The organism is Streptomyces sp. NBC_00249, from assembly GCF_026342355.1.
In the GTDB taxonomy this organism is placed as follows: domain Bacteria; phylum Actinomycetota; class Actinomycetes; order Streptomycetales; family Streptomycetaceae; genus Streptomyces.
This window is the reverse complement of sequence record NZ_JAPEMV010000001.1, coordinates 1,484,376-1,503,156: the sequence shown is the minus strand read 5'-3', so window position 1 is coordinate 1,503,156 and position 18,781 is coordinate 1,484,376. Positions and strand designations below refer to the sequence as shown.

General features: G+C 70.9%; 14 protein-coding genes. 6 read left to right on the top strand and 8 right to left on the bottom strand.

Annotation, left to right across the window (positions count from 1 at the left end):
* Positions 1-23: 23 nt before the first annotated feature.
* Positions 24-557, top strand: coding sequence for a TetR-like C-terminal domain-containing protein (locus tag OOK31_RS06725; RefSeq protein ID WP_267011404.1), 534 nt, complete (start codon positions 24-26; stop codon positions 555-557).
* An 11-nt stretch (positions 558-568) separates the two neighbouring features.
* On the opposite strand, the gene OOK31_RS06720 is transcribed toward OOK31_RS06725, so the two are convergent.
* Both OOK31_RS06720 and OOK31_RS06715 read right to left on the bottom strand, forming a co-directional pair.
* The gene (locus OOK31_RS06720; RefSeq protein ID WP_267011403.1) at positions 569-3,223 is read right to left on the bottom strand and encodes a SpoIIE family protein phosphatase/ATP-binding protein; all 2,655 of its coding nucleotides are present in this window, start codon (positions 3,221-3,223) and stop codon (positions 569-571) included.
* Positions 3,224-3,400: 177 nt separating this feature from the next.
* Positions 3,401-4,813, bottom strand: a complete 1,413-nt coding sequence (locus tag OOK31_RS06715) for a PucR family transcriptional regulator (RefSeq protein ID WP_267011402.1) — start codon at positions 4,811-4,813, stop codon at positions 3,401-3,403.
* 6 nt (positions 4,814-4,819) lie between these two features.
* On the opposite strand from OOK31_RS06715, the gene OOK31_RS06710 reads away from it, so the two are divergent.
* Together OOK31_RS06710 and OOK31_RS06705 are read left to right on the top strand one after the other, a co-directional pair.
* A complete protein-coding gene (locus OOK31_RS06710; protein ID WP_323188184.1) occupies positions 4,820-5,098 on the top strand; it encodes a class II aldolase/adducin family protein in 279 nt (92 codons plus the stop codon).
* A 62-nt stretch (positions 5,099-5,160) separates the two neighbouring features.
* Positions 5,161-6,807: a thiamine pyrophosphate-binding protein gene (locus tag OOK31_RS06705; RefSeq protein ID WP_267011401.1), complete on the top strand. Its 1,647-nt coding sequence runs from the start codon at positions 5,161-5,163 to the stop codon at positions 6,805-6,807.
* A 343-nt stretch (positions 6,808-7,150) separates the two neighbouring features.
* Here OOK31_RS06705 and OOK31_RS06700 read toward each other — a convergent pair whose 3' ends face one another.
* Complete coding sequence (locus tag OOK31_RS06700; RefSeq protein ID WP_267011400.1) at positions 7,151-8,305, bottom strand: magnesium and cobalt transport protein CorA; 1,155 nt, start codon at positions 8,303-8,305, stop codon at positions 7,151-7,153.
* Between the two features lie 109 nt (positions 8,306-8,414).
* Here OOK31_RS06700 and OOK31_RS06695 point away from each other — a divergent pair, with 109 nt between their 5' ends.
* Both OOK31_RS06695 and OOK31_RS06690 read left to right on the top strand, forming a co-directional pair.
* Entirely contained in the window at positions 8,415-9,545 is a 1,131-nt protein-coding gene (locus tag OOK31_RS06695; RefSeq protein ID WP_267011399.1) for a winged helix DNA-binding domain-containing protein, read from the top strand.
* A 60-nt stretch (positions 9,546-9,605) separates the two neighbouring features.
* Complete coding sequence (locus OOK31_RS06690) at positions 9,606-11,303, top strand: AMP-binding protein (protein WP_267011398.1); 1,698 nt, start codon at positions 9,606-9,608, stop codon at positions 11,301-11,303.
* 22 nt (positions 11,304-11,325) lie between these two features.
* Here the strand turns inward: OOK31_RS06690 and OOK31_RS06685 are convergent, their stop codons facing one another.
* Positions 11,326-11,814 (bottom strand): glutathione peroxidase, encoded by a 489-nt coding sequence (locus OOK31_RS06685; protein ID WP_267011397.1) that lies wholly within the window; start codon positions 11,812-11,814, stop codon positions 11,326-11,328.
* A 79-nt stretch (positions 11,815-11,893) separates the two neighbouring features.
* A complete protein-coding gene (locus tag OOK31_RS06680; RefSeq protein WP_267011396.1) occupies positions 11,894-12,811 on the bottom strand; it encodes a hypothetical protein in 918 nt (305 codons plus the stop codon).
* A 270-nt stretch (positions 12,812-13,081) separates the two neighbouring features.
* Between OOK31_RS06680 and gcl the strand changes: the two genes are divergently transcribed.
* On the top strand, positions 13,082-14,869 hold the full coding sequence (gcl, locus tag OOK31_RS06675) for a glyoxylate carboligase (protein WP_267011395.1): 1,788 nt from the start codon (positions 13,082-13,084) through the stop codon (positions 14,867-14,869).
* A gap of 115 nt (positions 14,870-14,984) precedes the next feature.
* Here the strand turns inward: gcl and OOK31_RS06670 are convergent, their stop codons facing one another.
* The 3 genes from OOK31_RS06670 to OOK31_RS06660 all read right to left on the bottom strand — a co-directional run bounded on the left by OOK31_RS06670 (position 14,985) and on the right by OOK31_RS06660 (position 18,726).
* Positions 14,985-15,566, bottom strand: a complete 582-nt coding sequence (locus OOK31_RS06670; protein ID WP_267011394.1) for a TetR/AcrR family transcriptional regulator — start codon at positions 15,564-15,566, stop codon at positions 14,985-14,987.
* 576 nt (positions 15,567-16,142) lie between these two features.
* Positions 16,143-17,600: a catalase gene (locus tag OOK31_RS06665; protein WP_267011393.1), complete on the bottom strand. Its 1,458-nt coding sequence runs from the start codon at positions 17,598-17,600 to the stop codon at positions 16,143-16,145.
* 235 nt (positions 17,601-17,835) lie between these two features.
* Entirely contained in the window at positions 17,836-18,726 is an 891-nt protein-coding gene (locus OOK31_RS06660) for a 2-hydroxy-3-oxopropionate reductase (RefSeq protein ID WP_267011392.1), read from the bottom strand.
* Positions 18,727-18,781 lie beyond the last annotated feature (55 nt).

The following is an 18,781-nucleotide window of genomic DNA, read 5'->3' as shown; positions in this document are numbered from 1 at the left end:
CGCTCAGGCGTCGCGGTGAGCGGATGCGGCAGGCGGTTCTGGCCGCCACCGTCGACCTGCTCACCTCGGAGGGGCTGGCCGCGACCACCGTGGCCGCCGTCGCGCGCGCGGCCGGCGTCCACGAGACCTCGGTCTACCGGCGTTGGAAGACCCGCGAGAACCTGGTCTTCGACGCGCTGGCCACCCATTCCGACACGGCCCTCCCGACTCCGGACACAGGAGGTGTGCGCGAGGACCTGTCCCAGCTGTTCACGGCGCTGGCCCGGTACCTCTCGACGCCGGCCGGCGCCGCACTGCTGCACCTCGGCACGGTGCGCGGTGAGAACGACCTGGAGGAGGGGAGGCGCTCCTACTGGAACGCCCGCCTGGAGCGTGCCGAAGCCCTCGTCCGGCGCGGCATCGACCGCGGAGACCTACCCGCCGAAACCGACCCCCACCTCCTGGTCGAGGCCATCACGGGCCCCCTTCTCGCCCGGGTGCTGCTCACCGGCGAACCGCTGGAGGACACCCTGGTCCCGCGCCTGGTCGACCTGATCCTCGACGGTGCGCGCGCCTGACTCCTACGCGGTCACAAGGCCTCGTCGTCCCATTGGTCGAGGAGGTGTTCGACCATGTCGGCTCCTGGTCCTTCTTGGTTGTCGTGGAGCGACTGCTCGGTCCAGATCACCTTGCCGCGCGGGGTGTAGCGAGTGCCCCAGCGTTCGGCGAACTGGGCTACGAGGAACAGGCCGCGGCCTCCCTCGTCGGTGGTGGCGGCGCGCCGCATGTGCGGGGAGGTGCTGCTGCCGTCGGAGACCTCGCAGATCAGGCTGCGATCGTCGTCGTGCAGCATGCGGACGCGGATGGGCTGGGCGCCGTAGCGGATGGCGTTGGTGATCAGCTCGCTGAGGATCAGCTCGGTGGCGTACCCGATCTCCTCCAACCCCCATGCGGTCAGAGTGCGTCCGCAAGCGGAGCGGACCGGAGCCACGGCCGCGGGGTCGGAAGGGACCTCGTCCCACTCGGCGACCCGGGCGGGGTCCATCAGCCGGGTGCGCGCCACCAGCAGGGCGACGTCGTCGTCGGGGTGTGCGGACAGCACGGTGTCGAGGACTGCGGTGCACGTCTCGTCCGGCGTACGGTCCGCACCTGCGGCCAAGGTGATGCGCAGCAGCTCCAGGCCCGTATCGATGTCGCGGTCACGGTCCTCGACCAGTCCGTCGGTGAAGAGCACGAGTCGTGACCCTTCGGGCAGGAGGATGTCGGCGCTCTCCACGGGCAGGCTGCCGCCCACACCCAAGGGCGGGGACAGGGGCACGTCGGGGAACGAAACGGTGCCGTCGGGGAGGACCAAGGCGGGGCCGGGATGGCCGGCCCGGGCGATGCTGACCCGGCCGGCGATCGGGTCGTAGACGGCGTACAGGCAGGTGGCCCCCGCGAGCGCCGCGCCGTCACCGCCGGCTGCCTCGTCGCTGTCGATCTGGCTCACCAGTTCGTCCAGGTGCACCAGGAGGTCGTCGGGAGGCAGGTCGAGCGCGGAGAAATTGTGCACCGCGGTGCGCAGACGGCCCATGGTGGCGGCCGCATGCAGCCCGTGGCCCACGACGTCGCCCACGACCAGCGCCACCCTGGCGCCGGGCAGCGGGATCACGTCGAACCAGTCCCCGCCCACCCCGGCCCGCGCGGGCAGATAGCGGTACGCCACATCGAGCGCGGAATGCTCGGGCACCCCCTGTGGCAGGAGGCTGCGCTGCAGGGCGACGGCCACGGCATGCTCGCGGGTGTAGCGGCGGGCGTTGTCGATGGCCAGCGCCGCTCGGCCGACCAGCTCCTCGGCGATCGACACGTCCTCCTGCTCGAAGGGTTCGGGCTTCTCGGAGCGCCAGAAGCTCGCGACGCCCATGAGGACGCCCCGTGCGCGCAAGGGGATGACGATCATCGAGTGGATGCCGTGGTCGATGATCTCCTGGGCGATGACGGGATCCTGCTCGCGCCACTCGGTCGAGCCGGGCAGGTCCGCCTCCAGAACCGGCTCCCTGGTGCCGAAGCCGATCGCCTGCGGGGCGGTGGCCACGAAGTCGATCACCTGGCCGACGTCGTACAGGGGATGGTCGTCCCGGATGCCGGTGACGGCCGTACGGCGAAGTGTCGTGCCCGTCGGCTCCTCTCCCTGGAGGATCGGGGCAACCAGATCGACGCTGGCGAAGTCGGCGAAGCGGGGGACCGAGAACCGGGTCAGCTCCTCGGCTGTCCTCACGACGTCGAGGGTGGTGCCGATCTCGGTCATCGCGTCGTAGAGCAGCTTCAACCGGCGCTGGGCCACGGCGGCCTCTCCGGCGACGACCCGCAGCTCGGTCGTGTCGCGCAGCGTCACCACGTTCCCGGGCGGTCCGCCGTACGGCTCGGTGGGTCGTACGTTCACCGCCAGCAGCCAGTCGCCCGCGGCATGCACCTCGTCGGTGGCCTCCCGGCCGGAGAGCAGCAGTTCGGCCAGTGGCGGAGGCAGGTCCAGGTCCGGGATCTGGCGTCCCTCCGCGTCCGCGGGCAGGTCCAGTAGCCGCCGCGCCTCGTCGTTGGCCAGTACGAGGCGTCCGTCGCCCCCGACGATGAGCACCCCTTCGCGCGCCGCGTGGAGCACGGCATCGTGGTGCTCGTACATCCGCCTCAGTTCGGCCGGCTCCAGACCGTGCGTCTGGCGCCGCAGTCTCCGGCTTACGAGAGCCGAGCCGGCCGTCGCCAGGAGCAGGGCGCCGGCTGCGGCGGCGAACAGGAGCGGCAGCTGGTGCGTGACCCGCTCGTTCACGCTTTCCACGCTGATACCGACGGCCACCAGTCCGACGACCGCCCCGTCGGCGTCGATGACGGGGACCGTGGTGTCCACGGCCTTGCCGAACGGCGTGAGGAAGGTGCTCGTGTACGTCTCGCCTGCGAGCCCGTGCTCAAAGGTGCCGGTGACGTGCTTCCCGATCAGGTTGGGGTCGGGGTGGGTCCAGCGCGTCCCGGCCGGGCTGAACACGACGACGTAATCGACTCCGGACTTCTTACGGGTCTGCTCCGCCCGCGGCTGCAGCAGCGCGGTCGGGTCTTCGGCCTCCATGGCTGCCAGCGTCTCGGGCGCGCTCGCGAAGGTCTGGGCGCCCACGAACGAACGATGACGGGCGTCCTCCATGACCCCGGCCTGAGCCTGCAGCACCTGCGCCACCACGGCTGCTGCAACGAGCAGAACCACGATCGCGAGCTGCATCACGAACACCTGGCCCGCGACACTGCGCACCCTCGGCCGGAACCGACGACGCTGCCCCTTGGCAGGCGGTGACGCCTCGGTGCCGGCAGGGTCCCCTCGTGCCCCGAACGGGCCGGTAACCCTCATAACGCTCTATTTCTAGCACCGGCCACGGCCCGGGGCGACCGCTCGTTCCTCTCAGTCCTGCTGTCGCTCGCCGGGCAGCCAGTGGAGGGCGAACCAGAGCTCCATCCGGACGTCAGGGTCCTGGACATCGGTCTCCAGGAGGTCGGCCACGCGGCCGATGCGGTGGCGCACCGTATTGCGGTGCACCTGGAGCGCGGTGGCGGTCTGGTCCCAGCTGCAGTGCAGTGCGAGCCAGGTGCGCAGCGTCTCCAGCAGAACGGCGGGGCCGGGCTGTGCGGCGGTGTCGAGCGGGGCGAACCGGGCGCGGGCGAGAGCCCTGGCATCGGCGGCGTCGACGATGCCGTGGACGCTCTGCTCCTCGGCGCGGTGGTGCACCACCGGCTCACCGGTGGCGAGGGCGCGCCGCAGTGCGCGCTCGGCCTGTGTATCGGCGCTGGGCAGGTCGACGGTGGCCACGGGTGCGCTGAGGCCGAGCGTCCAGCCCAGCCGGGCGGCGGCCTCGGCGTCGATCGAGGGTGCGCCCGGGACCAGGGCACGCAGCGCGTCGCCGTCCAGGCCGAGGTAGGAGGTGCTCAGCGCGGTGCCAAGTGCTGCGAGCTGTACGGGGTCGCCGCCGACGGGCACGCTCGAGCCCGCCTCCGGCCTGGCGCGATGGCCGCGGACGACGACCCAGCGACCGCCGGGCGGAGCGTCGGCAGGGAGGAGGACGGGGGCGACGTCCGCGGGTGACGCTCCCAGCATCAGCCGGACCAGCGCGCCGGCGTCGGCGCTGTCCGTACCGAGGGCGTGGCGGGGGCTGGTGAGCAGGGAGAGCAGGACGGTGGCCACGCCGGTCGCCGCGCGGTGGACGACCGTGGGCGGAGTGGTGGCGGCGATGCCGAGGACGAGCGGCCCGGTGCTGCCTTCCCTGCCGGGGAGCGTGTGCACGGTGAGGCGGCTGCCCGCGTGGTGCTCGGCCGCGGCGGTCGGTGGCTGGGTGCGTCCCGCCCTGGCGAGCCGTGATCGGGACATGGTGCGTACGGCCAGGTCGAGCAGCTGCTGCCGGACGGCCGGGGCGGGCCGGGGGCCGGCGCTGAACAGGTCACGGCCCTGCGCGTCGATCAGCACGGTCCAGGCGCCGAGGTGGGTGGAGAGCTGGTGCAGGACGGCGGGCATCGCATCGGGGCGGGCCGCGGCGGAGGCGAGGGCGGACTGCGCCTGGGAGATCTGCCGCAGGTCGCGAGTGCTGGCGTCGGCGATCGCTCCGTAGAGGGAGCGGCCGACGGCGACGAAGGGTGTGGCGACAGGGACGCGCAGCAGGGGAAGGGAGTGCCGCTCGCAGGCGGTGACCAGGTCCGGCGGCACCTCGTCGTAGACCGGTGCCACGCCGAAGCCGAGCGCGGCTGCTCCCGCACCGACCACTACGAAGGCGTCGCCCTCAACCTCGACGAACAGCAGCGCCTGGTCGCCGACCTGGGCGAGCACCCCGCGATGATCCTGCGCAACCACGGCCTGCTGACCGTCGGCACCAGCCCCGCCCAGGCCTTCCTGCGCATGCACTACCTCGAGAACGCCTGCCAGATCCAGACCACGGCCATGGCGGGCGGGGCTCCGCTCCTGATCCCCGCCCCCGAGGTCTGCGAACTGACAGCCCGCCAACTCTCCGGGGACCAGCACGGCTCCGACTTCCAGGACGACAAGGCGTACGACCTGGCCTGGGCCGCCCTGCTCCGCCTCGTCGAACGCATCGCCCCCGACTACGCCCACTGAGAGGCGCTGATGAATACCGCAACACGCGCCCGGACGGCCAAGACCCTTGCTGGAGGTGTCCGTTGAACCACGTTCGCAACGGCGGCGACCTCGTCGTCGAATCACTCACCGCACTCGGCGCCGAATGCGTCTTCGGCCTCCCCGGCCAGCACGCCCTGGGCCTCTTCGACGCGCTGCGCCGCTCCCCGCTGCGCTACGTGGGCCTGCGGGTCGAGAACAACGCCGGCTTCGCCGCCGACGGCTACGCCCGCACCGCCGAAACGGTAGCGCCCCTGTTCCTCTCGACCGGACCGGGCGCACTCACCTCACTCGCCGCCCTCCAGGAGGCCGCGGCCGCCTCCGTCCCGGTCCTCGCCGTGTCCAGCCAGATCCCCTCGGCCGGACTCGGCGGCCGCCGCCGCGGCTACCTCCACGAACTCACCGACCAGCAGGCCAGCTTCCGCGACGTCGTGAAGTCCGTACACACCGCGCGCACCGCCTCGCAGATCCCCTCCGCTCTGGCCGCCGCCTGGGAGTCCGCACTCACCGTGCCGTACGGCCCGGTCTGGATGGAGATCCCGCAGGACGTACTCCTGGCCCCCACCACGGTCCCCCCGGTGACCGGCCTGCGAGCCGAGCCACGCCCCCTAATCCCCCGGCCCGAGCTGATCGCCGAGGCGGCCCTGCTCCTGGCGCAGGCCGAGCGGCCGGTCATCCTGGCGGGTGGCGGAGTGGTGCGCGCGGGGGCCACCTCGGAACTCCTCCTGCTCGCCGAGCTGCTGCGCGCCCCCGTGGCCTCCACCTACGGCGCGAAGGGCGCCTTCCCGTGGGAGCACCCGCTTTCCCTCCAGTCCTGGCTGGAGGACCGCCACACCACCGGCCTCCTCGAAGACGCCGACGTCCTGCTGGTCGTCGGATCCGGTCTGGGCGAACTCTCCAGCAACTACCACACCCTCGCACCGCGAGGCCGGCTGATCCAGATCGAGGCCGACCTAGGCAAGCTGGAGTCCAACCATCCCGCCTTCGGCATCCACGCCGACGCCCGGCTCGCCCTGGCCGCCCTGTACAACTCCATCCCGGCCAGGGAACCGGACGGCCGAGCCGAGGAGGTGGCGGCCGGCCTCCTCAAACGGATCCAGGCCCGACTCGACGAACAGGACCTGGAACCGGAACGCGAACTGCTGGCCGCCCTGCGACGCGCCCTGCCCGACGACTCCCCGGTCTTCTTCGACATGACGATCCTCGGCTACTGGGCCTGGTCCGCCTTCGACGCCCGCCGACCGAACGCCATGCACTCCGCACAGGCCGCCGGCGGCCTCGGCTACGGATTCCCCGCGGCCCTCGGAGCGGCGGTCGCCGCTCCGGTCCGCCCGGTGCTCGCCGTCTCCGGGGACGGCGGGGCGATGTACTCGATAGCCGAGCTCGCCACAGCTCGCCAACTCGACCTCGACGTCACCTGGCTGATCGTCGACGACGGCGGCTACGGCATCCTGCGCGAGTACATGACCGACACCTTCGGCGGGGCCACCGCCACCGAACTCACCCGCCCGGACTTCGTCCGCCTCGCCGAGTCCTTCGGCGTCCCGGCCACACTGACCAGCCCACCCGACCTGGAACACGACCTCGCCGCAGCCCTGGCAACCCCCGGCCCGAGCGTCGTTGTTCTCCCCGCCCTGCTCCGCATGTTCGCCCCCACCCACCTCGATGCGGCCCGGGGAAGTGGCCTGTAGGCCTGCCGAAGACCTCAGGTTCCAGCCCCGGCTCAGCGGAGCCGGGGCTGCTGGCTAAGCGCTCCTGGCGCTCGCCGGGATGCGTGGCGGGGGCGGAGGAATGTCGGACGAAAGTCGCATGGAGGGCACTGTCTGTGATGCGCCCGATTGCCATTCGTTTCTCCCCGGATTCCCCCCAGGGCTTTCCGACGCACAAAAGAGGCTGGTCATAGGCTTGCCGGGGCAGGGCGAGGAGATCGCCCGCATCTATTCCCCCCAGAGACCCCCCACGGCTGCTTCGGGGTCGATCTGTGAGTGATGCGAAAGCGAAGTGCGAAGGATGACTGAGCGTCACGCGAGGGGCTTAGAGCCAGTCCCGTCGCTTGAAAATCACATACAAACTGACGCAAACCATCCCCATGAGGCAGATCGCAAGGGGGTATCCGAAGGTCCAGCCCAACTCGGGCATGGACTCAAAGTTCATGCCGTAGATGGTTCCTACGAGTGTGGGTGCAAACAAGATTGCCGCCCACGAGGAGATCTTCTTGATTTCCTCGTTCTGTTCGAAGCCCGCTTCGGCCAGGGCGCGCATTTCGGCGTTCTGTTGTTGGGAGACCAGGGTGGCGTTGACCGTGAGGATTTCGGTCAGGGCCTGGCGGAAGCCGTCGACGCGTTCGCTGGTGTGGGTCACGTGGTCGGCGACGTCGCGGAGGTAGCGCTGGAGTTCCTCGTCCGTGCCGTACTTGGCGAAGCCGGCCATCAGGGCGTGGAGCATGCCGACCAGGGGGCGGGTGGCGCGTTGGAACTCGACCATTTCGCGGGAGAGTTCGTAGATGCGGCGGGAGACCTCCGGGTCGCCGCGGAAGACCTCGGTCTCGATCTCGTCCATGTCGTTCTGGACGCCGGCGACGACCGGGGCGTACCCGTCGACCACCGCGTCGAGGATCGCGTACAGGGCGGCCTCCGGGCCGAGGGAGAGGAGGTCCGGGGTCTCCTCCATGCGGCGGCGGACGGCGGAGAGGTCGGGGGCGGCGCCGTGGCGGACCGTGATCAGGAAGTCCGGGCCGACGAAGACGTGGAGTTCGCCGAAGTCGACCTCCTCCAGGGCGTCGAGGTAGCGGGCCGCGCGCAGGACGACGAAGAGGGTTTCGCCGTAGCGCTCCAGCTTGGGGCGCTGGTGGGCCTCCTGGGCGTCCTCGATCGCGAGCGGGTGGAGGTCGAACTCGGCCGCCAGGGAGTGGAGTTCGGTCTCCGTCGGGCGGTGCAGGCCGATCCAGGCCATGCCGTCGGGCTGTTCGCGCAGCTGCCGGAAGGTCTCGGCGAGGGTGGCCGGGGAGGCCACGCGGCGGCCGTCGCGGTAGACGGCGGAGTCGACGACGCTGTGGTGGTTCGCGGGCACGGCGGCCGGGGACGCCGGCGGGGTGGCGCCCGGGGGAGTGGAGGCGGGGCCGCCGGGCGGGCGGAGCCAGCCCGAGCGCTTCGCGGACGGTGAGGGGCGGCGGTCTGGGCGCTCCGGCATCGCAGGTCAGCTCCCGTGGGTGGTGGGGACGGCGGTGGGCGGGGGCGGGTAATCGGGGCATATCGGTTTGCGGACAGAATGTGTCCGCAAGGGCGGCTAGCGTGCAGTCATGGCCTCCAGGACAACGAATCCCGTACTCGACACCCGCGCACTGAACCGTGCCACGCTCGCCCGGCAGCTGCTGCTGAGCCGCGCCGAGATGTCCGCCGAGGACGCCGTGACGCACCTGGTCGGACTCCAGGCGCAGAACGTCAAGCCGCCGTACTACCAGCTGCACGCCCGGCTCGCCGGTTTCCGGCCGGGCGAGCTGGCGGAGCTCATGGAGGCGCGGCGGGTGGTCCGGATGGTCACCATGCGGTCCACCATCCACACCCACACCGCCCACGACGCCCTGACCCTGCGGCCGCTCGTCCAGGCCGCCCGGGACCGCGAGGTCGGCTACTTCCGCAAGGGCCTGGTGGGCGTGGACCTCGGCCGGCTCGCCGCGCGGGCCCGCGCCTTCGTCGAGGCCGAGCCGCGCACCATGGGGGAGATCCGCGAGGAACTGCTCGAAGAGTGGCCCGGCGCCGACCCGCAGTCCCTGTCCGTCGCCGCGCGCTGCCTGCTCCCGCTCGTACAGGTCACCCCCCGCGGGGTGTGGGGGCGCAGCGGCCAGGTGCGGCTCACCACCGCGGCGCGGTGGATCGGGGAGTCCGAAGGGCACGAGCGCGAGCAGGAGGGGCAGGCGATCGACGGCCTGGTGCTGCGCTACCTCGGTGCCTTCGGTCCCGCATCCGTCAAGGACATGCAGACCTGGGCCGGTCTCACCCGTCTGCGCGAGGTCTTCGAGCGGCTGCGCCCGCGCCTGCTCGCCTTCCAGGACGGGAACGGGACCGAGCTGTTCGATCTCCCCGACGCCCCGCGCCCCGACGCAGACACCCCGGCGCCGCCGCGCTTCCTCCCGGAGTTCGACAACCTGCTGCTCTCGCACGCCGACCGCTCCCGCGTCCTCAGCCCGGAGAGCAAGAGCCGCATCTGGACCGGGAACCAGGCCCACTGCGCGCTGCTCGTCGACGGATTCCTCGCCGGGCTGTGGAAGGTCGAGGCGAACGGGGACGGGGACACGGACGGGCTCGTGGTGGAGCTGTTCGGCGAATGCGCCAAGGGCGTCCAGGAGGAGATCGTCGCCGAAGGAGAGGCCCTGCTCGCCGGGATGGGCCGGGGCGCCGGGCCCGTGCGCTTCGGGTCAATCCACGGCTGATCAATCCACGGCTGACGCCGGCCTGGTGGAGGCCCCGCCCGGCGCGGCACGATGCCTGTCATGACGGAGAACAGCGCCACCGACAGCTTCCTGGCCGCCCGGGACTTCCTCCTCGCGCACCGGGGGGAGTACGAGGCCGCCCGCGCCGGCTTCACCTGGCCCCGCCCCGAGCGCTTCAACTGGGCCCTCGACTGGTTCGACCGCATCGCCGAGGGCAACGGCGCGGACGCCCTGCGGATCGTCGAGGAGGACGGCACCAGCCGGGGCGTCTCCTACGAGGAGATGAGCCGGCGCTCCGCGTCCGCCGCGAACTGGCTGCGCGCCCAGGGCGTCGCCGCCGGCGACCGGATCCTGGTGATGCTCGGCAACCAGCGCGAGCTGTGGGAGGTGATGCTCGCCGCGATGAAGCTGCGCGCCGTCGTCATCCCCGCCACCCCGCTGCTCGGCCCGGCCGACCTGCGCGACCGCGTCGAGCGGGGCCGGGTGCGTCACGTCATCGCCCGTACGGAGGACACCCCCAAGTTCGAGGGGGTCCCGGGCACCTACACGCGGATCGCGGCCGGGCCCGACGTACCCGCCGGCTGGCGCAGGCTGGAGGAGATGTACCGGGCTGACGGGAATTTCAGCCCCGAGGGCGGGTACGGAGCCACCCTCGCCAGTGATCCGCTGATGCTGTACTTCACCTCGGGCACCACCGCCCGCCCCAAGCTGGTCGAGCACACGCACGCCTCGTACCCGATCGGGCACCTGTCGACGATGTACTGGCTCGGGCTGCGCCCCGGCGACGTCCACCTCAACATCGCCTCACCGGGCTGGGCCAAGCACGCCTGGTCCAACCTCTTCGCCCCCTGGAACGCCGGCGCGACCGTCTTCGTCCACAACTACGCCCGCTTCGACGCGCAGCGGCTGATGGCCGAGATGGACCGGGGCGGGGTCACCACCTTCTGCGCCCCGCCCACCGTGTGGCGGATGCTGATCCAGTCGGACCTCACCCAGCTCCAGAGCCCCCCGCGCGAGGCCGTCGCCGCGGGCGAGCCCCTCAATCCCGAGGTCATCGAACGGGTCCGGGACGCGTGGGGCGTCACCATCCGCGACGGCTTCGGCCAGACCGAGACCACCCTCCAGGTCGGCAACTTCCCCGGCGTCCCGGTCAAGCCCGGCTCCATGGGCCGCCCGGCACCCGGCTACGAGATCGTCCTCCTCGACCCCGTCACCGGCGAGGAGTCCCCCGAAGAGGGTGAGCTGTGCGTGGACCTGCGCCCCGCCCCCGCCGGGGTGATGACCGGCTACCGCGACGACCCGGAGCGCACCGCCGAGGCCATGGCGGACGGGCTCTACCGCACCGGGGACATCGCCTCGCGCGACGCCGACGGCTACCTCACCTACGTGGGCCGGGCCGATGACGTCTTCAAGGCCTCCGACTACAAGATCAGCCCGTTCGAGCTGGAGAGCGCCCTGCTGGAGCACGAGGCCGTCGCCGAGGCGGCCGTCGTACCGGCCCCGGACCCGCTGCGGCTGGCCGTCCCGAAGGCGTACGTCACCCTCGCCGCCGGATGGGAGCCCGGGAAGGAGACCGCCCGGGCGCTCTTCGAGCACTCCCGGGCGGTCCTCTCCCCGTACAAGAGGATCCGCCGCATCGAGTTCGCCGAACTCCCCAAGACGGTGTCCGGCAAGATCCGCCGCGTCGAGCTCCGCGAGCTCACCGCCGCCGGCCCGGCCGGCCCGGGCGTGGAGTACGACGAGGCCGACCTGGGCTGACCGACGGAACAGCACCGAAGGATCAGCCCGGCAGCTGCGCCTCGATCGCCGCGATGACCTCGGCGGACTCCGGCTCGGTACGCGGGCGGAAGCGCGCGACGACCTCACCGGCGGGGGAGATCAGGAACTTCTCGAAGTTCCACTGGATGTCCCCCGCCTCACCCTCGGCGTCGGCGGTCTTCACCAGCTCCGCGTACAGCGGGTGCCGGTTCTCACCGTTCACCTCGGTCTTCTCCAGCATCGGGAAGGTCACGCCGAAGCCGGCCGCGCAGAAGGTCTGGATGTCCTCCGCGTTGCCCGGCTCCTGGCCGCCGAACTGGTTGCAGGGCACGCCGATGACGGTGAAGCCCTTCTCCTCGTACTTGAACTGCAGACGGGCCAGCCCCGAGTACTGGGGGGTGAGCCCGCACTGCGAGGCCGTGTTCACCAGCAGGACGGCCTTGCCCTTGTGGGCCGCGAGGCTCGTGGGCTCGTCGTCCAGGGTGGTCAGCGGGATGTCGTACAGGCTCATCGGGCTCTCCTCGGCAGGAAGGGGCGTTGCGGCCGGCCAAAACTGAAACCGCCAAAACTGAAACCAACAGCCTCCGAGCCTAGGCCCCCGTCCCCACGAGCCGGTCCGCCGGGTCGTTGACCGGCTGCGGCATGCCGGTGAGGTCCATGACGAACAGCGGTATCCCCAGGTCGTCCGCGCGGCTGCGGGCGTCCTCCGTGTACCCGGCGAGGGAGAAGTAGACGCTGGTCGCGGACGCCGTGAGGCCGTTCAGCCAGACGCACTCCACCGCCCGCAGCCCGGCGGGCGCCGTCGTCGGGTCCACCTGGGCCACCACGCCCGGGGCCCGCAGGTCCACCGCCGCCGAGGGGACCGGGACGCCGTCGGGCTGCCGGACGTCCTGGAAGCCGAGCCAGCGCAGGTACAGCGCGGCCGTGATCACCGCGTCCCGGGCGGTACGGATGGTCACGGGCCGGAACGCCGGCCGCGGGACCGGCGTACGGGCGACGGCGGGGGACGAGCCCGGGGACGAGCCCGAGCCCGGAGACGAGCCCCGGGACCCCGCCGGGGTCTGCGTCCCGGTGCGCGGGTCGCGTCCCGCTGGAGGCGCCGCCGGGCGCCCCGTGGCCGGATCCGGACCCCGCCGAGGCCCCCGCCCGGCCGCCGGGTCCGCCGCCCGGTCCGCCCCGGGCAGGTCCTCCCGTACGCCGTCCCGCGCGCCCGGCGCGTCCCCCGCGCCCGCGTCCGCCGGCTCCGGCGGATGCACCGGAACGAGGACCACCGTCCCGCACGAGCCGCAGCCGACCTCCGGGTGCGGCCACTCGCTCTCCCGCCCGCAGGCCCCGCACCGCACCGTCACCCAGCTCTCCGACCAGGTGCGATGCGTCAGCGGCAGGGGCGGCGCCGAGAGGTCCAGGGGTGGTGCGACCGGGCTCCCGCAGGCGCAGGGGAAGACCGGGGTGGTGTAGCCGTTCTCGCGCAGGCACGCCGGGCAGCGCACCGGTACCGCTTCCGCCATGAGACTCAGGGCCCCCTCCGTCGCTGTGCGTAGGTACATGCTCCACCACCGGCGACCGCCGGGGCGAGCGAGCCCGTGGATTCCCGCCGATTCCTCGCGCGGGCCCGGCCATTTGTGCAACTCACCGAACGAGATGTGCCTTTTGGTGGTTTCCGGGGTGTCGTACCGCCTTGACGTGCGGAGGGTGGCCGCTTAGCTTGTTCCGTATAGCAGAACAAAACTTCCGGATTACGGAAAACAGTCTGACCGCCAGACCCGCAGGAGAACTCGATGCCTCGTATGACAGCCGCCGCCGCTGCAGTGGAGATCCTCAAGCGTGAGGGCGTTTCGCAAGCGTTCGGCGTGCCCGGCGCTGCGATCAACCCGTTCTACCGCGAGCTCAAGAACGTGGGCGGCATCGCCCACACCCTGGCCCGCCACGTCGAAGGCGCCTCGCACATGGCGGAGGGTTACACCCGCGCCAAGGCCGGCAACATCGGCGTCTGCATCGGTACCTCGGGCCCGGCCGGCACCGACATGATCACCGGCCTGTACTCCGCGATCGCGGACTCGATCCCGATCCTGTGCATCACCGGTCAGGCCCCGGTCTCGAAGCTCCACAAGGAGGACTTCCAGGCCGTCGACATCGCCTCGATCGCCAAGCCCGTCACCAAGGCCGCCACCACGGTCCTGGAGGCCGCGCAGGTCCCCGGTGTCTTCCAGCAGGCCTTCCACCTGATGCGCTCCGGCCGTCCGGGCCCGGTCCTGATCGACCTCCCGATCGACGTCCAGCTGACCGAGATCGAGTTCGACCCGGAGACCTACGAGCCGCTGCCGGTCTACCAGCCGAAGGCCACCCGCGCCCAGGCCGCCAAGGCCCTGCAGTTCCTGCTCGAGTCCGAGCGCCCGCTGATCGTCGCCGGTGGCGGCATCATCAACGCCGACGCCTCCGACCTGCTGGTCGAGTTCGCCGAGCTGACCGGCGTCCCGGTCATCTCCACCCTCATGGGCTGGGGCGTCATCCCGGACGACCACGAGCTGGCCGCCGGCATGGTCGGTGTGCAGACCGCGCACCGCTACGGCAACGCGACCTTCCTGGAGTCGGACTTCGTGTTCGGCATCGGCAACCGCTGGGCCAACCGTCACACCGGTTACAACCTGGACGCGTACACCAAGGGCCGCAAGTTCGTCCACGTCGACATCGAGCCCACCCAGCTCGGCAAGATCTTCGCCCCGGACTTCGGCATCGCCTCCGACGCCAAGGCCGCGCTGGAGCTCTTCATCGAGATCGCCAAGGAGCTGAAGGCCGAGGGCAAGCTCCCGGACTTCTCCGCCTGGGCCGCCTCCTCGCAGGACCGCAAGGCCACCCTGCAGCGCCGTACGCACTTCGACAACATCCCCCTGAAGCCGCAGCGCGTCTACGAGGAGATGAACAAGGCCTTCGGCCCGGAGACCCGCTACGTCACCACCATCGGACTCTCCCAGATCGCGGCCGCGCAGTTCCTGCACGTCTACAAGCCGCGCCACTGGATCAACTGCGGCCAGGCCGGCCCGCTCGGCTGGACCATCCCGGCCGCCATCGGTGCCGCCACCGCGGAGCCGGAGACCCCGATCGTCGCGATCTCGGGTGACTACGACTTCCAGTTCATGATCGAGGAGCTGGCGGTCGCCGCCCAGCACAAGGTCCCCTACGTCCACGTCCTCGTGAACAACGCCTACCTGGGTCTGATCCGTCAGGCGCAGGGCGGTCTGGGCATCAACTTCGAGGTCAACCTCGAGTTCGAGAACATCAACACCCCCGAGCTGGGTGTCTACGGTGTCGACCACGTCAAGGTCGCCGAGGGCCTGGGCGTCAAGGCGATCCGCGTCACCGACCCGGACAAGCTGGGCGAGGCCTTCGAGGAGGCCAAGAAGCTGGCGCAGGAGTTCCAGGTCCCGGTCGTCGTCGAGGCCATCCTGGAGCGCGTCACCAACATCGCGATGAGCAAGACGGTCGACATGAGCGACGTCACCGAGTTCGAAGAGCTCGCGACCGAGCCGGGCCACGCCCCGACCGCCATCAAGTCCCTGCAGGTCTGATCCCCCGGATCAGGTAGCGGACTCGGCAGTCCAGGCCTGGCGGTACGCAGCGGCCCCCGCTCCTCCTCACGGAGGGGCGGGGGCCGCTGTCGTACGTACGGGGGCCGTGCGCGGGCTACGAGGGACGCGGGCCCAGCTCGGCGTCGACCGCGCCGGTCAGTAGCTGACGGGCCCGCTCCAGGGTCAGCGAACCGCTGAGCCAGCGCTCGCTGAGGCCCTCCACCAGGGACGTCAGCCGCTCGGCCACGTCCAGGGGGGCCACGCCCTGTTCCGCCAGGCCGGCGGCCCGCGCGTTCGCGACGGCGTCGGCGGTGTCCTGGACCCAGCCGCGCGTGGACTCGGCGAGGGCCTGGCGCAGGCCGGCGTCGAAGACGGCGCTGGCGCGCAGCTCGCCCCAGGCGATGCTGTTCTCGCGGACGCTGGGGGTGTCCTGGAGCTCGCCCAGCAGCAGCTGGAGCAGGACGCTCCGGGCGTCGTCGGCGTCCTGCACGGCCTCGTCGGTGTAGCCGGTGGCGCGGTCGCTGATGAAGGCGAGGGTGCGCGTGACCAGGCCGGCGCGGTCCTTGAAGTGGTAGTAGATCAGGGCCGTGGAGACCCCGGCCTCGGCCGCCAGCTCCTCGACCCGCAGCCCTCTGACGCCGTTGCGCGCGATGACGCGTACGGCTGCTTCCAGGATCAACGCCTGACGGTCGGACACTCTCGCTCGCACCCCTCGGTCGGACACCGCCGACTGACCTTTCAGTCAGAGCCGCCTACGATAGCCCGCCTGCCTCGGGGAACGACAAAGCGCCGAGTCACGGGACCGTCCGTGACTCGGCGCTCTGGTTTGTTACCGCCCGACGGAGCGAGGCTGGCGCGACAGGACGTTCGCACCGCCGGGCGGAGTTGTGTGGCTGCCTGGACTCCGGCGGACGGAGTCCGGCGCAGCCGGTCGATGCCCGCGAAGCGGTGCGAGTACGGCGTCCAGAAGACGTCGTTCGCACCGCCGGGCGGAGTAGGAGGCTCCTCTATCTGTACAGGGGACTCTGTGCGTGGCCCCTGTACACATATATAAGGAGTGGCTGGGACCGTGGCGGGCGGCGACGAGAACTCCGGCATCGTCTCCCTCAGGTCAAGAGACGGGCCTCGGAACCCATTACCACCGCACTGGCTCGCACGCTCGCCACGGTCCTCGTCCTGCCCTCACCGCGTACCACCCCTCATCCGGGTCCGCGGGTCGGGCTCAGCACCAGAGGTCTGACCTCCCGTCAGGCCTCTGGTACAGCTGTGCGGCTCAGGCGTCGCGCAGGGCGCGGACGGCCTCCTCGACGCGACGGCCGTAGTCGGCGTCTGCGGCGTGGAAGTGAGCCAGGTTCTTCTCGATGACGTCCTCGAGGGTGACCTGAGACAGGCCGCCGGCGATGGTCGCCACCAGACGCTGCTTCTCGGCCTCCGACATCAGGCGGTAGAGCTCACCGGCCTGGAAGAAGTCGTCGTCCTTGGTGTGGGCCGGGGCCTCGTGGGTGCCCGTGTAGCCGGAGACGGCCTTCGGGGCGCCGAGGGCGAGACCGGTCTCGGCCGGACCCTGGTACGAGTTGGGCTCGTAGTTCTTGTCGTGGCGCGAGCCGTTGCGCAGCGCCATGACGCCGTCGCGGCCGTAGTTCTCGGCCTTGGTCGCCTTCGGGGCGTTGACCGGCAGCAGGGTGTGGTTCACACCGAGGCGGTAGCGCTGGGCGTCGGCGTAGGCGAAGAGGCGGCCCTGGAGCATCTTGTCCGGCGAGGCGGTGATGCCCGGGACGAAGTTGTTCGGGGAGAAGGCGGACTGCTCGACCTCGGCGAAGACGTTGTCCGGGTTGCGGTCGAGGACCAGACGGCCCACGCGCTGCAGCGGGTAGTCGCTGTGCGGCCACACCTTGGTGAGGTCGAACGGGTTGAAGCGGTAGTCCGCGGCCTCGGCGGCCGGCATGATCTGCACGTACAGGGTCCACGAGGGGTTCACACCGCGCTCGATGGCCTGCAGCAGGTCGGTCTGGTGCGAGTTGGCGTCCGAGCCGACGAGCTCGGCGGCCTGCTCGCCCGACAGGCAGCGGATGCCCTGGTTCGTCTTGAAGTGGTACTTGACGAAGAAGGCCTCGCCCTGCTCGTTCGTCCACTGGTACGTGTGCGAGCCGTAGCCGTTCATGTGACGGTACGACGCGGGTATGCCGCGGTCACCCATCAGCCAGGTGATCTGGTGCGTCGCCTCGGGGGCGTGCGCCCAGAAGTCCCAGACGTTGTCCGCTTCCTGCTTGCCCGTGAAGGGGTCGCGCTTCTGGGAGTGGATGAAGTCGGGGAACTTGATCGGGTCCTTGATGAAGAACACCGGGGTGTTGTTGCCGACGAGGTCGTAGTTGCCCTCTTCGGTGTAGAACTTCAGCGCGAAACCGCGGGGGTCGCGGACCGCGTCCGCGCCACCGAGGGAGTCGGCGACGGTGGAGAACCGCAGGAAGGTCTCGGTCTTCTTGCCGACCGTGTTCAGGAACGCGGCGCTGGTGTACGCGGTGACGTCGTCGGTCACCTCGAAGTAGCCGTACGCGGCGCTGCCGCGGGCGTGCACCACGCGCTCCGGGATGCGCTCGCGGTTGAAGCGGGCGAGCTTCTCGAGGAGCTGCTGGTCCTGGACCAGGAGGGGGCCACCGACGCCGGCGGTAGCGGAGTTCTGATTGTCGGCGACCGGGGCGCCAGACTCGGTCGTCAGCGTGCGCTTCGACATGGTGACCTTCCGTACGGGGCAACTGCTGACGGAAAGCGTCTTCCGTCATGCGGAACAGCCTAATTTCGGCGTGAACGCGGCGTCAACAGTTTGTTGAAAGAAAGAGAGAAGGAGAGGTAATCCGGACGGTGCCGGCACTTGGGCGCGACAGGACAGGTGTCAGCACCGGCACCATCCGGAAACTCAGGCCCCCGTGGAGGGGGAGGGGCGGCCCGGGGGAGCGGGCCGCGGGGGATCAGATCTGGGCGCCGGAGAGGCGCTCGACCGCGCGGAGCAGCGCGGAGTGGTCCAGGCCGCCGTCACCCTGGGCGCGCAGCGAGGCGACCAGCTGGGCGACGACCGCGCCGACCGGCAGGGCCGCACCGACGTTGCGGGCGGCGTCGGTGACGATGCCCATGTCCTTGTGGTGCAGGTCGATCCGGAAACCGGGCTTGAAGTCGCGGTTCAGGAAGTTGGCCTTCTTGCGGGTCAGGACCGTGGAGCCGGCCAGACCGCCGTTGAGCACGTCCAGAGCGGCTTCGAGGTTCACGCCCGACTTCTCGAGGAAGACGACGGCCTCGGCGCACGCCTGGATGTTCACCGCGACGATGAGCTGGTTGGCGGCCTTCACCGTCTGGCCGGAGCCGTGCGGACCGCACAGGACGATGACCTTGCCGAGGGCCTCGAGGACCGGCAGGGCCTCGTCGAAGTCGGCCTGCTCGCCACCCACCATGATCGACAGGACGGCCTCGATGGCACCGGCCTCGCCACCGGACACCGGGGCGTCGATGACGCGGATGCCCTTGGCGGCGGCGTTCTTCGCCAGGTCGATCGAGGTCTGCGGGGTGATCGACGACATGTCGATGATCAGCGCGCCGGACTTCGCGTTCTCCAGGATGCCGTTCTCACCGTAGGAGATGGCCTCGACCTGGGGGGAGGCGGGCACCATCGTGATGATCACGTCGGCGTCCTTGACCGCGTCGGCGATCGAGCCGGCCGCGGTGCCACCGGCGGCGGCGAGGCGCTCCAGCTTGTCCTGCTCCAGCGTGAAGCCGGTGACCGAGTAGCCGGCCTTCAGGAGGTTCTCGGCCATGGGGGAGCCCATGATGCCGAGGCCGATCCAGGCGATGTTGGGGAGGGTGCTCATGATGAGGGTCCTTCTCTTAATGCTTTGTACGAAAAGTGCGTGAGGTGCCTGGCTG